Genomic DNA, 14691 nt, shown 5'->3' on the forward strand with positions numbered 1-14691 from the left:
CCGTCGGCGTCTTCCCGCAACCCGAACCGGGGCGGACGCCGACGGGGCAGCCGATTTCGAGTATCCGATCCTGGACGGGACGCTCCTGTCGATCGACCGGATCGTCGAAGCCGTACGACGACTCGTTCCTCACGACTGGGTGAAGGCCAGGACGACGTTGTGGCCGCCGAAGCCGAAGGAGTGGCTGACGGCTGTGCGTACGTGCTGGGAGCGGGGCTGTTTGGTGACGCAGTCGATGTCGAACTCGGGGGCGGGTGCCTGGAGATTGGCGATCGGCGGGACCCGTCGGTGCTGGATGGTCAGGACCGTGAGGGCTGCCTCGATCGCGCCGGCGGCACCGAGAGTGTGGCCGAGTACGCCCTTGTTGGCAGTGACGCTGGGCCGGTGTGGCAGGGCGCGGGCGATCAGTGTGGCTTCGGTGGCGTCGTTGAGTGGGGTGGACGTGCCGTGGGCGTTGACGTGGTCCACGTCGTGGGGGGCGAGGCCTGCTTCGTGAAGAGCGGTGTGCAGGGCCGCCTCCGCGCCGTGGGCGGCCGGCGCCGGAGTGGTGGGGTGGTGGGCGTCGGAGGTGCTGCCGCACCCGGTGAGCAGAGCGCGGGGCCGGGCGTTTCGGGCGGCCGCGTCCGCGGTGCGTTCGAGGATCAGGATGCCCGCGCCCTCTGCCATCACGAAGCCGTCGCGGTCGGCGGCGAACGGGCGGGATGCCCCGGTGACGAGGTCGGTCCGCCCGGACAGGGCACCCATGCGCCAGAAACCGACCGTGGCCATGCGGCTGATCGCGGCTTCGGCGCCGCCCGCCACGGCGATGTCGCACAGGTCGGCCGCGAGCAGGTCGCGAGCCAGTGCGATCGCGGTGGCTCCGGAGGCGCAGGCGGTGGCCGGGGCGAGGCTGACGCCGTGGGCGTGCAGGTCCATGGAAACCTCGCCGGCGGCGAGGTTCGGAATGATCAAGGGGATGGTCAGGGGCGACACGCGTTCGGGGCCGTGCCGGTCGAGCCGCGCGTACTGTTCTTCCCACTTCTCGGTCCCGCCCATGCCGCAGCCGATGACCGTGGCCACGCGAGAGCCCTGCCAGGTCGTCGGATCCAGGCCCGCGTCGCGCACCGCCTCTCGGGCGGCGAGGACGGCGAGTTTGGCGAACCGGCCCATGCGCCAGGACTTGCGGCCGACGGCGCGGTCGATGTCTTCCTCACTGCTGGGGAGCCGGCAGGAGAAGTCGACGGGCAGGCTGTCCAGGACAGGGTCGCGTGCGGCGAGGGACTGCCCCGCGCAGACCGCGTTCCACGTGGCTTCGGCTCCCTTGCCCCCCGCGGTGACCAGGCCGAGCCCGGTGACGGCGATCGGCGGCTTCGTGGGGGTCATCGGGGGGTCGCCGGGGCTGCGCGCAGCTCATCGAGGTGGGCGGTGACCTCGGCGAGGGTCGTGGTCCGGGAGGCGCGCTCGTTGTCGGGTTTCACGCCGAGGCGTTCTTCGAGGACCAGGACGAATTCGGCGAGCGCGAGGGAGTCCAGATCGAGCTGTTCCAGCGTGAGGTCCGGGGACAGTTCGTCTTCGGGGATCCGGAAGCTGGAGGTGAGGACGGCGCGGACGTGGTCGTAGGTGTCGGTGCTGTGGTTCATGGGGCGTCCTTGCGTGGTCATGGTGGTCGGGGATGCGTCGTCAAGCGGCGTCGGGGTGCCACTCCATGAGGAGCATTCCGGCGGAAGCTCCGCTGGCGAGACCGAGGAAGGCCACCAGGTCGCCGGGTTGGAGCCGGTTTTCCCGGGATGCCCTGACGAGTTGCAGAGGGAGGCTCGCGGTGGCGACGTTGCCGTAGCGGGGGAAGGTGGCCATGGTCCTGTCCTGGGCGAGGCCGGTGGACTCCAGGATGGCGTGGGTGAAGGGAACGGATGCCTGATGCAGGCAGACGAGATCCAGGTCATCGGGTTTGACGCCCCACTCGGCCAGTTCGTCGATGCAGAACTTCTCCATGCCCCTGAAGGAAGCGGCCAGGGCTTCGGAGTCGAAGCGGACGAAGGGCGGCTGCGCGTCCGGTGAGAAGTACGGGTTGGTCACCGTCGCGGCCCGCCAGCCGGCCGAGTTGGTGGACCAGCGGACACCCAGCAGCCCGGGGCGGTCGCTCGGCTCCAGCAGCAGAGCTGCACCAAGGTCGCCGAGGGTGAGAGCGGGCAGCAGCAGGGCGAGTTCGTCGCGGTCACGTGCCGGGAGGCGGGAGAGCGTGCTGCCCCGTTCCCCGGTGACGACGAGGGCCCGGGAGTAACCGCCGGTTCCGATCAGTGCGTCGGCGATCTCCACGGCGTTGAGGAAGCCGTTGCAGGCGTTCTGGACGTCGAAGACCGGTGCCGCGATCCCGAGCTTGTCGGCCACGATATGGGCGGTGGCGGGTTCCTCCAGGTCCTCGCTCGCGGACGCGAAGATGAGCAGGTCCACGGCTTGGGAACGCAGGCCGCACTCGTCGAGGAGGCTGCGGGCGGCTGCCGCGGCCAGGTCGGAGGGCCAGGTGTCGGCCGGCGCGACGCGGCGCTCCTCGAATCCGTACATCTGCCGCAGTACTCCTGGCAGCAGGCGGACGCCGGGGTTGCGGCGGCGGATGTCGTCCTCGATCTCCTCGCCGGTCTGCCGGTGTTCGGGCACGTGGACTGCGACTCGGCGGATCGTGCTGTGGCGGGGCTTGGTCATGGAAGTCATGTCGTCTCCTCGGCCCTGGCCGCACTCGTCGTCGGGCGCCGTCACCGGCGGCAGGAGAGGTCAGTGAACTGACACACGGCGACACACCGCAAACGGGTGCCGGTGCGGATTCACCCCTGGGAGTGATCATGGTCAGGGACTTCATCCCTGGGAGTTACGCAGGTCACGCCACCTGTCCAGGGACGCCGACAATGCTGCGGTGTCATCGACCGAGGCCGTATCCACCTGTCCCGACTACGACTTCGCCCCGCACTGGTTCGCGCATGGTGGTGTGCGTCAGCACTACCTGGACGAAGGGGAGGGTGCGCCGCTGCTCATGCTGCACGGCAACCCCAGCTGGAGCTACATGTGGCGGCACCTGGTGCGCGACCTGCGTGAGAGTCACCGGTGCATCGTGCCCGACCACATCGGCATGGGCTTGTCGGACCGTCCCCGACCGCCCGCCTACCCCTACACCGCCACCAGCCGCCTGGCAGACCTGGAGCGCCTGGTGCGGCACCTGGTGACCGAACGCGGCCTGCCGGACCGGGGCTGGACTCTGGTCGGGCACGACTGGGGCGGCATCATCGGCATGGCCTGGGCACGTCGCCACCCGGAGTGGCTCTCCCGCATCGTCATGCTCAACTCGGCGGCCTTCCCCGTGCCGGCCGGCCACCGTCTGCCGTGGTATCTGCGCCTGATCCGTGGCGGAGGCCGCCTGCCGGCGTGGTTCGTGCACCGCACCAACGCCTTCGCACTGGCCGCATCCCGCCTTGGAGTGACGTCCCCGCTGCCCGCGCCGGTACGCCGTGCCTACGTGGCGCCCTATCGCGGCGAGCATCGGCGTCTGGCGGTGCTCCGTTTCATCCAGGACATTCCACTGACTCCCGCCGACCCGGCGTGGCCGCTGATCGACGTGGGCCCCGTCGAGGCACCGGAGATGACCGCACTGCCCATGCTGGTGTGCTGGGGCGGCCGGGACCCCGTCTTCGATCACCGGTTTCTCGCCGAGTGGCAGCGTCGCTTTCCCTCGGCCGAGGTGAAGCTGCTTCCGCGCGCCGGCCACTTCGTCCAGGAGGACGCCCGCGATGAGGTCATCACCTACGTACGGGAGTTCCTCGCCCGCCAACCGAAAGGGCGGAGCTGACCCTGTGTACGACTCCACACCCGCCCTGGCCGGCCCACAGGTGGGGCTGCTCGGACAGCTGTCGCACTGGCAGCGTTCCCAGCCCGGCGCTGTCGCACTCGACGCCTTCCACGGCCGGCACCGCGAACGGGTCACGTACGCCGGCCTGTACACCCGGTGCCTGCGCACCGCGGACGCGCTGGCCGCCGCCGGCATCGGGCCGGGCACGCGCACGGTGGTGATGACCCGCCGCCCACGGGACCTGCTCACCACGGTGTACGCATTGTCCGCGCTCGGCGCCTGCGCAGTGCTGATCGATCCCGGTCTGCCCCGCCAGGCGCTGCGCCAGTGCCTGCGCGAGGCCGACCCGCAGGCTTTCGTGGGTGAGCCGCTCGCCCAGGTGGCACGCGTGCTGCGCGGCTGGGTCCCCGGTGTCCGTACGGTGATCTCCACCGGCTCCGGGCCGTGGCCCACGCTCGCGGCCCTCGCCCGTACGGCACCGCGCGCGTCACTGGCGGCCACCGACGACAGCACGGCTCTGATCGCCTACACGTCAGGCTCCACCGGCACACCGAAGGGCGTCGTCTACACCAACGGGCAACTGGTGCGGCAATGCGCCGCCACCTCCGACCTGCTGGGCGCCCGGCCGCGCACGGCAATGCTCGTCGGCTTCCTGCCCTTCGCCCTGGGCGGCCCGACCCTCGGCGTCACCGTCGTCATCCCGCAGATGGACTTCCGCAGGCCGGGCCGGGCCCACCGCGGTGACCTGCTCCATGCGGTGGCACGCTCGAACGCGACTTCCCTCCTCGGCTCCCCGGCACTCATGTCCGTCCTGGCCGCGGACGGCCGCGCCGAACCGGCCCTCGCCGGCGTACGGTCGGTCGCCACCTTCGGCGCGCCGCTGGAGTACGACCTGCTGGATCGCCTCACCGCCGCGCTGCCCGACGAGGCCGTGATCCGCAGTGTTTACGGCGCCACCGAGAGCCTGCCGGTGAGCGCGGCGGACGGCGAGACCCTGCGCGCCGTACGCGCCGCGTCCGAAGGCGGCGGCGGCCGCTGTGTGGGCCGCCCGCATCCGTCCCTCCACGTGGAGATCATCCCGGCCGGCGCAGGACCGATCGCCCACTGGGCCGAAGTCGCGCCGCCACCCGCCCACGCCGTCGGAGAGATCGCGGTCCGCGGCCCTTCGGTCAGCCGGACCTACTTCGGCCGCCCGCACGCCGACGCCCAGGCCAAGATCCCCGACGACGGGGACGTCTGGCACCGCACCGGCGATCTCGGCCGTACCGACACCGAGGGGAACCTCTGGTACTGCGGACGCAAGGCCCATGTCGTACCCGGCCCCCACGGCCCCCTGTACACCGAGTGCGTCGAGCCGGCCTGCAACACCGTCGCGGCGGTTCGCCGCACCGCCCTGGTCGACGCCGGCGACGGCCGGCACCCCCGGCCCACGTTGTGCGTGGAGACCGACGGCCCACGACGTGGCGCCGAACGGACCCGCATCGTCAGGGACCTGCGCCGGACCCTCGCCACGCTGGAAGGCGGCGACCAGATCCGGACGATCGTCTTCCACCCCGGGTTCCCGGTCGACATCCGGCACAACTCGAAGATCGAGCGAGGCGCGCTCGCCCAGTGGGCGCATCAGCGCCTGACAGCGAACCCCAGTGCCGCACAACCCATGGGGGATCGCGTATGAAGGTCCTCGTCACCGGCGGCAGCGGGTTCCTCGGTGCGGAGATCTGCCGACGTCTGACGGCCCGCGGCCACGAGGTGCGTACCCTGCAACGCGGCCGCCGCGCGCTGCCGCCGAACGGGGCCGAGACCGTGCTGGGCGACATCCGCGACACCGCGGCGGTCGCGAACGCCGTACGCGGCTGTGACGCCGTCGTGCACACCGCCGCGCTGGCGGACGTATGGGGGCCGCGACGCGACTTCGCGTCCGTCAACATCGCGGGAACCGCGGCCGTCCTCGACGCCTGCCGCCGGCACGGGGTGACCCGGCTGGTCCACTGCTCCAGCGCCAGCGTGGTGTTCGCCGGACGGGACCTGGAGGGGGCCGACGAGTCCACCCCTTACCCCAGGCGGTTCCTCGCCCCCTACCCCTGGTCCAAGTCCCGGGCGGAGCAACTGGTCCTGGCCGCCAACAGCGCACCGCTGGCCACCGTGTCGCTGCGCCCCCACCTGATCTGGGGCGAGGGAGACCCCCACCTGCTGCCCGGCCTGCGCGCGGCGATCAGGCGGGGCAGACTGTTGCTCCCGGGGACAGGCGCCAACCACGTGGACACCGTCCATGTCACCGACGCCGCCGACGCCCACGTACTGGCCGTGGAGAAGCTGACAGGGAACTCCCCCCTGGCCGGGTCGAGTTACTTCATCACCCAGGGCCTTCCCTGCACCCTCGCCGCCACCGTCCGCGGCCTGCTGGCACACCACGGCATCACCGCGGAGATCCGCTCGGTACCCGCGACAGCCGCACGTGCCGCGGCCGCGCTCCTCGAACTGACGGCCAGGGCAACGCGCAGTCGACACCGCCCTCTGCTGACACGCTTCCTGGCGGCCGAACTCACCCGCGCCCACTGGTTCGACATCTCCGCCGCTCGCCGCGACCTCGACTACACGCCCACCGCCCACTCTTGGCAGACCCAGGAAACATCAACACACGCCACCGGCTCGCCCTCGCCTCCTGAACGCACTGTGCCACCGCGCCGAGACGGGATCGAGAACGGTCGAGACGCTGACCGCGAACGCACCCCCAGGACAGGCCACACGCTCACCCGGAGCGGCACCCCGCGACCGGCCGAAGAGGAATCGGCCGTCCTCGACCAGTCGCGTGAGGGCACCGTCTGAATCTGGCTCTGTCCGCGGTCTGCCGTCGATCTCGGGATGCCCCTGGGTGAGTCCGGCGTACCAGGGGCTCGCCGGACGTGCGTGGTGCGCGCTGACAGACTCCTTGTCCATGAGTGGACGTGATGTGGGCGATGGTGGCGCAGGGGTCGGGGCCGGTGTGACCTTCGGGCTGCTGGCCGCGTGGGCGGTGCACGATCTGGAGGAAGTGGCCACGGTGCCGGGCTGGGCACGCGGGCGAGTGCCCGAGCTGCGACAGCGGTTTCCGCGGGTGCCGGAACGGATGTGGCAGCGGCTGGAGTCCGTGGACGGGCGGGAGTTCGCAACGGCCGTCGTCGGGATGGCCGTGGTGGTGGCCACCGCTGCTGCCGACGGGCACCGCACAGGTGGACGCTCCGGCTACTACCAAGGGGCGCTCAACGGATTCGGGCTGCACGCCCTGGTGCATCTGGCCCAGGCCGCCGCCGTCCGCGGATACACGCCCGGTGCGGTCACCTCACCCCTGGTGGTCATCCCCTTCACGCTGTGGGCGCGCGGCCGACTGCGGCGAGCCGGTGTCCTGCGCCCCACGCGCCCACGCGAGGCGCTGCAGGGGATGGCGCTGGCCGCGGCGGCCACGGCCGGAACGCACATGGCGGCGCGACGGCTTCTGCGCCGAAAGGGGGCGGCCGACGACCGAACCTGATCACTCACTTGGGGACTCGCCGTACGGATGCACGGCCTTCGGCTGATTCTGCGCTCCGGCCGAGGACCCGGTGCCCGCGTCACACTTCCGGGACGACTTCTACGCGTGTGGGACCCGGCGCGTAACACGTCGTTCGCCCTCCGCGACGCGATGCTCTGCGAGAACGGACCGGCTTCCATGCCGAGGAACCCGGGCAGGTGCTGCGCGCCGTGCCACCGCGCAACCGTGTCGGCCTTGGCGAACCTGGCACCCGCGGAAGCGGTGTTCGATGTGCTGACCGGGAGCGGAGTCAACCAGGTCCTTCGGTACTTCGGTCGGACCGCTGCCAGCCTGTCGGGGGCCCGGGAAATGGCCGGATGAATCTTCCCACCTGGTGGAAATCGGCAAGTGCTCCGTCAGATCGCCGAATTCACCGATGTGCCGGGCAGAATTCTCGGGGAGATGTCCGCGACAGGCGGACAGGCAGGGCGTTCACGGTCGGAGAAGAAACGCGTCGGCGGTGAGCCGGGGGTCTTCGGTGACCGGGGTGCCGAGGACGAGAAGAGGGTTGCCGTCGGTCAGTTCGCGGAGCCGCAGGCGCAGGAAGCTGTGGTAGACGGGGCTGCTGACCCGTAGTTCGGTGGGGTGGAGGCCGACGTTCTCCAGGGCGAGCAGTTGGGCGCTGGCGTGGTCGAGTACCGAGCAGATCCATCCGTCGGTGTTCATCTGCTCCCCTTGTGGTGGTGGCTGTCCTGGGCGGTGTGGTCAGAGGTCGAGGACAAGGTGTGTGCCTTTGGCGCCGGAGCAGCAGATCATCATCGTGTCGGCGGCGGCGCGTTCCTGAGGTGTCAGGACGGTGTCGTGGTGCTCGGGTTCCCCGGAGAGCACGGGGGTGCGGCAGGAGCCGCAGATGCCTTCCATGCAGGAGAAGTCGACGTCGACACCCGCGTCGAGCACCGCGTCGAGGATGGTCTCGTCGGGGGCGATGTGGAGGGTCTTGGCGGATCGCGCGAGTTCGACGGTGAAGCCTCGACCGGAGGCGGTCGGCGGGGATCCGCGGAACCGTTCCAGGTGCACGCGTTCCGGTTCGATTCCCTGGGTCGCCTCCTCGAAGTCGGCCAGCATCGAGGCCGGTCCGCAGCAGTAGAGGTGGGCCGCACCAGGTGTGTCGGCCACCAGAGAGGTGATCTTGAGGGTGCGTGGCCCGTCCTCGTCGGCGAGGTAGGTCCGCAGGTGGCCGGCGCCGGAGTCGGCGAGAGCGGACAACTCAGGGAGGAATGCGGCGGTGTGGCGTGAGCGTGCCGCGTAGTGCACCTCCCAGGACGCGTCGAGCCGGGTGAGCCGGCGGGCCATGCTCAGGAGGGGGGTGATGCCGATGCCACCGGCGATCAGGACGCTGTGCGGGGCGGTTTCGGTGAGGGGGAAATCGCTGACCGGTTCACTGATCACCAGGCGAGAGCCGACGTGGACGGACTCATGGAGGGCGCGTGAGCCTCCCCTGCTCGCCGGGTCGAGAGCCACCGCTATCTGGTAGGACGACGGGTTCGGTCCGGGGGCGCCGAGCAGGGAGTAGCTGCGGTTCAGTCCGGGCGCCGGCAGGACGTCGATGTGGTCGCCGGCGGCGAATGCGGGGAGCGGGCCGCCGTCGACCGACGCGAGTTCGAGGAGCCGTACGGAGGCGGCGGCCCGGCGTGTGCTGCGTACGACGGTGTTGATCATGATTGTGCGGTCTCCGCCGTGGTGGTGGTGCCGGCGTCGACGTTGCCGGGCACCAGGTCCTGCCAGTGGTCGTCCGCCGCGATCACGGTGTCCGGCAGCGACCGTACGCGGGTGAGGTCGATGCCGTGGGCGATCGGGTCGTGGCCTTCTTCGTGGTGCCGGACGGATTCGAGGAGGCGGGCGCGAAGATGGATGACGGCGCGGTCGGCGGCGACCATGTGTTCCTTGCTGCGGTCGAGGATCGGGCCCATGCTGATCGCGAGAACGGCGTCCTCCTGCTCAATGCCGTCGAAGCCGGTCCAGCTGGTGGTCATCCGGGAGCGGTCCTGGCCGAGTCCGTTGGCCCAGGTGGCGCGGAAGTCGCAGGTCTCGTCGTTCCAGAACGGTTCCTTGAGGCCCATGATGCGGATGATCTCGGCGCGGTCGATGGGCTTGGGACCGTGGGCGACGATGTAGGTGCTGGTGACCGTGTCGTTCTGCGGGACTTCGAAGACGAAGAACTGGAAGGCGGGGGCGGGGATGATGCGGGTGACGGGCAGGATGGCCGGGGTGACGCGGATGCTGTGGGTGGGTGAGCCGTCCGCGGCGGGGGGTCCTTGCCGCCTGGCCACGTAGTGGAAGCCGAACGCGGTGTCCTCGACGTCCAGGGTGGGTGCGTTGTCGCCGCTGGCCAGGGCGCCGGGGTTGAAGTCCTCGTCGTCGCGGGCGGTGAACTGGTCGTCCATCCACGTCGGATTGGCCTGGTTGCTGTGCAGGATGCCGACATGTGAGCTGTCGACACCGCCTTCGAAGAGCTGGAGATAGTTGGCCGGCGTGTTGAGCCGGATCACCGCGCGGTGCTCGGCGGGGCCGTCCATGAACGCGTAGTGAGGGAAGGGCGGCTGCTGGTCCTTGGGCCCGATGTAGGTCCACACCAGTCCGCCGGCCTCGTGGACGGGGAAGGCCGGGGCCTTCACGCGCTGACGGAAGCGGGCGTTGCAGTGGTTGGGCGTGTCGAGAACAGTGCCGTCGGCGGCGAATTTCCAGCCGTGGTAAAGGCAGCGGATGCCGCCTTTTTCGACTCGGCCGAGGGCCAGGGAGACACCGCGGTGCATGCACAGCTCTTCGAGTACGCCGACCTGGCCGTCGGAGTCGCGGAAGACGACGAGGTTCTCGCCGAGCAGGCTGGTGCGCAGGGGGTCGCTGTCGGGCGCGGGGAGTTGGGCGGAGGTGCAGATGGGAAACCAGAACCGGCGCATCATGCGGCCCATGGGGGTGTCGGGTCCCACGCGGGTGAGGATCTCGTTCTCTTCGGTGGTGAGCATGGTGGGGTCCTTTCGTCGTTGATGGCCCCGTCATGGCCGCCGAGGCGGCTGTTTCCGCACTTTCGGTTACTTCCATGGAAGTGAACTTCCTTGGAAGCTAGGCGTCGATCCGGCCGATGTCAACGGCCGTGACGAGGCCGGTCCCGTTTCCCACGAGGCGGAAAACCTCGCTTGCCAAGCCCTGGGAGGAGGGCGTTGGGTGACAGGCCGAACGTCGGACGGTCTGTTCAAGGAGGAGCGGTGGCCGGTCAGCACGTCGCGCCCGCTCGTAGCCGGCCGGGGGCCGGGACATGAGGGTCACGCCCAGGGATTCGGTCGAGGTCGACGTGCGCGGCGGCCATCTGCGAGGCCGTCGCACGGGAACCGTCGACGAGTTCCTCGGCATCCCGTATGCGGCGGCGCCCGTCGGGCCGCGGAGGTTTCTGCCGCCGGGGCCCGCCCCCGCCTGGGGCGGCGTGCGCGATGCCACCCGATTCGGTGCGGCACCCCTGCAACCCGGCAGTGCCCGCGCTCGCTTGCTGCAGGGGGATCCCGGAGCCACCGACGAGGACTGCCTGAGCCTCAATGTGTGGACACCGGCGGACGCGCCGTCCAACCTTCCGGTACTGGTCTGGGTGCACGGCGGTGCCTTCACGAACGGGGCGGGTTCCGTGCCCGCGTTGCGCGGCGCGCGGCTCGCGGAAGCCGCGTCGGCCGTGGTCGTCACGGTCAACTACCGGTTGGGAGCCCTGGGCTTCGCCTGTCACGATGCGCTGGGGACGGACACGGCCAACCTCGGCCTGCGCGATGTCGTGGCGGCACTCGCATGGGTGAACGAGAACGTCGCCGCGTTCGGCGGTGACCCGGGGCGCGTCACGCTGGGCGGTGAGTCCGCGGGAGCGATGTGCGTCGCCCTGCTGTCCCTGTCGCCCGCGTACCGCCACCTCTTCGCCCAGGTGGTGCTGCACAGCGGCGTCCCGGTTCTGCAGTCACCGGCGGCTTCGGAACGAGCGGTCGAGGCGTTGGCGTCCCGGCTCGGCGTCCGGGTGCCCGAACTGGGATCCGCGCCCGGTGCGCGCGTCCTCTCCGCGACCCGGGACATCGGCGCGGAACATCGTTTCTGGCCGACCGCCACCGGGTGGCTGGCACGTCCGCTCGCCGATCTGCACTCTGCCGCGCCTGTGCGCCCGACGCTGATCACGACCACGGCAGACGAGGGAACCTTCTTCTTCGTCGACGACGCATGGCCCCAGGACGTCAGCCGTGACAAGGCGGTCTCCGTGCTCACCGCCATGCTGGGGCCGGGTGCCGCGCAACGGTACGCGGCGGCGGTTCAGCGCGCTGAAACGCCGAGCACCACAGCGGCGGCGATCATCACCGAGCAGTTGTACACCCGGCCGGCCGACCAGTGGGCCGACCGTGCGGCGGCGACCGGTGCGGGGGTGTTCCGCGCCCAGTACGCACACCCCAGTCCGGCCTGGGACGGTCGGCTCGCTGCGACACACACCGTCGAGATCCCCTTGCTGTTCGGCACTTTCGCCGCTGCCGAGTTCGCCGTGCTCTACGAACGCGACCTCCGGGCGCCGCACCTGTCGGCCACGTTGCAGCGAGCGTGGTCCGGCTTCCTCCACACCGGTACCCCGGCGACCGCCGAACGCCCGTGGCGCCCCTGGCTCCCCGGCGACGCCCACCCGCAGCGGTTCCTGTGAGACGAGACGACGGTGACGGGCAGGATCCGCGGGACGAGCCCGCGTGAGGGGGCGAGGGAACCGCTCGGGCCACACCGGGCGGACATCGCAGGCGAACCTGCGTGAACGACACCGTGGCGCCGCCGCCGCTCGATCAGGGAAGCGGCCCTTGCGGCCGGGTGGGCAGTGCGCCCGTGTCAGACCTGGGGGTGCGGGGCCGCCACGGCAGCCGAGATGGCGGTGGCGGCCGCGCGCAGCGCGGGCAGCATCCGCGTGAGGGTGTGGTGAGGCGCGGGCGTGAGCACGGTCAGTGCCATGGGCGTGCGGTCCGGCCCGGTGGGCACCTCGACCGAGAGGGACGCCTGGCCTGCGGCGGCTTCGTTGTGAGCGGTCGCGTAGCCGTCCTGGCGGGCGCGTTCCACTTGTGCCACGAGCAGGTGCGGTGCCACGAGGGTGAAGGGGGTCAGGCGTGGCAGTGGTCTGCTCAGCACGGTGCGCAGCCGGTCCCGTGCCGTGGTCGCCAGGAGTGCTTTTCCCGCGCTCGTGGCCGTCAGGGGGAGTTCGTCGCCGGAAGCAGCCAGTACGAGGCCGACGCCGGGTGCGGCAATGGTGTCGAGGCACAGCAGGTGATCCCCGCTGAGTGCCGCCAGTGCCACCCCCGCGCCAGTGCGGCGCGCCAAGGCGTGCAGGTGCACCGCCGCGGCTCTGCGCAGCTCCCGCTCCCAGGGCGCGGCGGCGCCGAGGCGCCAGATGTGCTCCCCGAGCTGGTAACGGCCGGATGCCGTGCGGACCAGCACGGCGCCCTGGAGCAGCTCGCCCAGCAAGCGGTGCGCCGTGGAGACCGGGAGGCCGGCGCGGCGTGCGATCTCACTCAGCGTCAGGGGGTGCGGGGCCGTCGCGACGATGTCGAGGAGGCCGAAGATGCGTCTTGGCAGCGAGCGTTCGGGGATGCCCTCGGTCATGGGCGTCGCGTCCTTCGGCCTTCCCGGCGCGCCAGGATGTCGAGCGCCGCCGCGTGAGTCCGGTCGAAGGCTTCGCGCGCCTGGAGCAGAAAGCGCTTCGGCGGCATGGCCCAGTAGGAGTCCGGGAGTACCGTGCCGTAGGTCCCGTCGTCGGAGAAGATCTCCAGCTCCCACCACCCGCGATAACCGGCTTCGATGAGCGTGGCCATGATCTCCGGTGCGACTCCTCGCCCCTTTCCCGGAAGCTCGCGATCGAACGCACAGCGCTCCGGATCGCGGATGTCGCACACCTGGACACTGTTGATCCGCGAGGCATACCGGCGCAGATCTTCGTGCAGCCCGGGCTCGGACCAGCTGTGGAAGACGCTGAACATGATGCCCACGTTGTCCCGGCCCACGGCGTCGACGACGTCGACCAGCTCGCGCATCGACGGCACCGCCGAGCCTCGCCGCCGGGCCAGCAGTTCCAGTCCGATGCGGACGCCGCAGGCCGCGGCGGTGTCCGCGATGGCGGGCAGGACCTCTAGGACGGCAGACAGCGGACCCGCCGGTTCGTCGGGGTCTCCGGACGCCCCAGGGGCGATGGTGACCACCTCCGGCGCGAACGCCGCGAGCCGCTCGATGCTCGCGCAGATCAGGTCGCGTCTGGCCAGGATGTCCTGGGGCGCGCCGGGCGGGTCGATCTGGGAAGGAAGAACGCAGTTGACGGCCGGCACGCAGAAGGTCGCGGAGATCCCGGCCGCGCGCATCCGCCGCGCGACCTCCGTGTCCGAGGCGCCGGCCAGCTTGCGCTCCCAGAGTCCCAGGCCGCGGGTGCCGGTCGCGGCCGCGTTCTCGATGTCGTCCCAGACGGTCGAGTGCGGCATCGAGGTCGCGTTGACAGCATAGGGAACGGCGAGTGGCATCATGGCCTCCGTCTCACGCCCGTCATGTCTGCTCTGTGGTCGCGGCCGCGTCCATAGTCCGCTGCAGACCGCTCAGCACGTCGAGTGCCTGGCTCGCCTCGGCGGCGCTCAGCTGCTCCAGGCCGCAGAAGGACGCCGCGATCCGACGCATCGCGTCCTCCGCGATCGTGCGCCCGGCCGGCCGCAGACTGATCAGCACCCCGCGCAGGACCTCGGGATCCGGTACGCGTTCGACCAGCCCCAGCTCGGCGAGGCGGTCGACCTGCTTGCTGACCGCTCCCGAAGTGATCATCAGCTGCTTGAACAGCGCTGTCGGGCTCATCGCATACGTCGGCGCGGACCTGCGCAGCGCCAGAAGCACGCGCAGATCGCCGGGCCCGATGCCGCTGCTTCGCGCAAGAGCCGTGAAGGCCTGCTCGACCTGCTGCGCCAGGCGCAGGATTCCGGCGGAAACCAGGAAGGGTGCGAGATCAAGACCGGGCAGTTCGCCCGCCCAGGCAGTGGCGATCTCGCTCAGCTCCGACGTCTCGGCCCGGGAATGCCCGTCCGCCCGCACCGCCACGAGAACCACTCTCCTTGACCGAGCCCCATGAGCATCGGACTTCTTCGGAAGTTAACTTCCATGGAAGTCTAAGCTGTGCGTCACCGCACGTCAATGAGCGAGCTGTCAGCGAGTCCGGGTAAAGCCCCCCCCGGGCGGGCGACGAGCGCCTCGCGACCTCAACCGAGCGAAGCGCCTCGAACGCCTTCGGCGGCGCGGATCTAACGGAACTGGTCCCGGAAGGGGTGGGGCCTGCCACGACGGAGAGCGCCCCGGCCTCGGCCGGAAGCCC

General features: G+C 70.8%; 14 protein-coding genes. 5 read left to right on the plus strand and 9 right to left on the minus strand.

All coding sequences use genetic code 11. From position 1 onward, the window contains the following. Positions 1–129: 129 nt before the first annotated feature. Genes ACZ5K7_RS00900 through ACZ5K7_RS00910 form a run of 3 tightly spaced genes read right to left on the minus strand, consistent with a single transcriptional unit; the run spans position 130 to position 2688 of the window. The gene (locus ACZ5K7_RS00900) at positions 130–1362 is read right to left on the minus strand and encodes a beta-ketoacyl-[acyl-carrier-protein] synthase family protein (RefSeq protein ID WP_468908958.1); all 1233 of its coding nucleotides are present in this window, start codon (positions 1360–1362) and stop codon (positions 130–132) included. Next, complete coding sequence (locus tag ACZ5K7_RS00905; RefSeq protein ID WP_351697863.1) at positions 1359–1619, minus strand: acyl carrier protein; 261 nt, start codon at positions 1617–1619, stop codon at positions 1359–1361. The genes ACZ5K7_RS00900 and ACZ5K7_RS00905 overlap by 4 nt, the downstream gene beginning before the upstream one ends. A gap of 40 nt (positions 1620–1659) precedes the next feature. Further along, positions 1660–2688, minus strand: coding sequence for a 3-oxoacyl-ACP synthase III family protein (locus tag ACZ5K7_RS00910; RefSeq protein ID WP_468908962.1), 1029 nt, complete (start codon positions 2686–2688; stop codon positions 1660–1662). A gap of 199 nt (positions 2689–2887) precedes the next feature. On the opposite strand from ACZ5K7_RS00910, the gene ACZ5K7_RS00915 reads away from it, so the two are divergent. From ACZ5K7_RS00915 to ACZ5K7_RS00930, 4 genes are all read left to right on the plus strand, one after another. After that, on the plus strand, positions 2888–3814 hold the full coding sequence (locus ACZ5K7_RS00915) for an alpha/beta fold hydrolase (RefSeq protein WP_351697857.1): 927 nt from the start codon (positions 2888–2890) through the stop codon (positions 3812–3814). 4 nt (positions 3815–3818) lie between these two features. Continuing rightward, positions 3819–5489, plus strand: coding sequence for an AMP-binding protein (locus ACZ5K7_RS00920; RefSeq protein WP_468908965.1), 1671 nt, complete (start codon positions 3819–3821; stop codon positions 5487–5489). Then, entirely contained in the window at positions 5486–6640 is a 1155-nt protein-coding gene (locus ACZ5K7_RS00925) for an NAD-dependent epimerase/dehydratase family protein (protein WP_468908968.1), read from the plus strand. Before ACZ5K7_RS00920 ends, ACZ5K7_RS00925 begins: the two co-directional genes overlap by 4 nt. 109 nt (positions 6641–6749) lie before the next feature. After that, positions 6750–7322, plus strand: coding sequence for an HXXEE domain-containing protein (locus tag ACZ5K7_RS00930; protein WP_468908971.1), 573 nt, complete (start codon positions 6750–6752; stop codon positions 7320–7322). Between the two features lie 471 nt (positions 7323–7793). On the opposite strand, the gene ACZ5K7_RS00935 is transcribed toward ACZ5K7_RS00930, so the two are convergent. Genes ACZ5K7_RS00935 through ACZ5K7_RS00945 form a run of 3 tightly spaced genes read right to left on the minus strand, consistent with a single transcriptional unit; the run spans position 7794 to position 10324 of the window. Then, on the minus strand, positions 7794–8027 hold the full coding sequence (locus tag ACZ5K7_RS00935) for a hypothetical protein (protein WP_468908974.1): 234 nt from the start codon (positions 8025–8027) through the stop codon (positions 7794–7796). A gap of 39 nt (positions 8028–8066) precedes the next feature. Then, entirely contained in the window at positions 8067–9020 is a 954-nt protein-coding gene (locus ACZ5K7_RS00940; RefSeq protein ID WP_468908977.1) for a PDR/VanB family oxidoreductase, read from the minus strand. Then, complete coding sequence (locus tag ACZ5K7_RS00945) at positions 9017–10324, minus strand: Rieske 2Fe-2S domain-containing protein (RefSeq protein WP_468908980.1); 1308 nt, start codon at positions 10322–10324, stop codon at positions 9017–9019. The genes ACZ5K7_RS00940 and ACZ5K7_RS00945 overlap by 4 nt, the downstream gene beginning before the upstream one ends. A gap of 290 nt (positions 10325–10614) precedes the next feature. On the opposite strand from ACZ5K7_RS00945, the gene ACZ5K7_RS00950 reads away from it, so the two are divergent. After that, entirely contained in the window at positions 10615–12012 is a 1398-nt protein-coding gene (locus ACZ5K7_RS00950) for a carboxylesterase/lipase family protein (protein ID WP_468908983.1), read from the plus strand. A 176-nt stretch (positions 12013–12188) separates the two neighbouring features. Here the strand turns inward: ACZ5K7_RS00950 and ACZ5K7_RS00955 are convergent, their stop codons facing one another. The 3 genes from ACZ5K7_RS00955 to ACZ5K7_RS00965 are packed head-to-tail and all read right to left on the minus strand — an operon-like array spanning position 12189 to position 14420. Beyond that, complete coding sequence (locus tag ACZ5K7_RS00955) at positions 12189–12953, minus strand: IclR family transcriptional regulator (protein ID WP_468908986.1); 765 nt, start codon at positions 12951–12953, stop codon at positions 12189–12191. Continuing rightward, positions 12950–13861, minus strand: coding sequence for a sugar phosphate isomerase/epimerase family protein (locus ACZ5K7_RS00960; protein WP_468908989.1), 912 nt, complete (start codon positions 13859–13861; stop codon positions 12950–12952). The genes ACZ5K7_RS00955 and ACZ5K7_RS00960 overlap by 4 nt, the downstream gene beginning before the upstream one ends. 19 nt (positions 13862–13880) lie before the next feature. Further along, positions 13881–14420 (minus strand): MarR family winged helix-turn-helix transcriptional regulator, encoded by a 540-nt coding sequence (locus ACZ5K7_RS00965; RefSeq protein ID WP_351697827.1) that lies wholly within the window; start codon positions 14418–14420, stop codon positions 13881–13883. Positions 14421–14691: the final 271 nt, after the last annotated feature.

Source organism: Streptomyces sp. NPDC031497, from assembly GCF_055580905.1.

Coding starts and splice junctions, on each gene's coding strand:
- ACZ5K7_RS00905 (WP_351697863.1), bottom strand. CDS start 1,619: ATGAACCACAGCACCGACACCTACGACCACGTCCGCGCCGTCCTCACC.
- ACZ5K7_RS00960 (WP_468908989.1), bottom strand. CDS start 13,861: ATGATGCCACTCGCCGTTCCCTATGCTGTCAACGCGACCTCGATGCCG.
- ACZ5K7_RS00945 (WP_468908980.1), bottom strand. CDS start 10,324: ATGCTCACCACCGAAGAGAACGAGATCCTCACCCGCGTGGGACCCGAC.
- ACZ5K7_RS00935 (WP_468908974.1), bottom strand. CDS start 8,027: ATGAACACCGACGGATGGATCTGCTCGGTACTCGACCACGCCAGCGCC.
- ACZ5K7_RS00900 (WP_468908958.1), bottom strand. CDS start 1,362: ATGACCCCCACGAAGCCGCCGATCGCCGTCACCGGGCTCGGCCTGGTC.
- ACZ5K7_RS00910 (WP_468908962.1), bottom strand. CDS start 2,688: ATGACTTCCATGACCAAGCCCCGCCACAGCACGATCCGCCGAGTCGCA.
- ACZ5K7_RS00955 (WP_468908986.1), bottom strand. CDS start 12,953: ATGACCGAGGGCATCCCCGAACGCTCGCTGCCAAGACGCATCTTCGGC.
- ACZ5K7_RS00930 (WP_468908971.1), top strand. CDS start 6,750: ATGAGTGGACGTGATGTGGGCGATGGTGGCGCAGGGGTCGGGGCCGGT.
- ACZ5K7_RS00940 (WP_468908977.1), bottom strand. CDS start 9,020: ATGATCAACACCGTCGTACGCAGCACACGCCGGGCCGCCGCCTCCGTA.
- ACZ5K7_RS00950 (WP_468908983.1), top strand. CDS start 10,615: ATGAGGGTCACGCCCAGGGATTCGGTCGAGGTCGACGTGCGCGGCGGC.
- ACZ5K7_RS00925 (WP_468908968.1), top strand. CDS start 5,486: ATGAAGGTCCTCGTCACCGGCGGCAGCGGGTTCCTCGGTGCGGAGATC.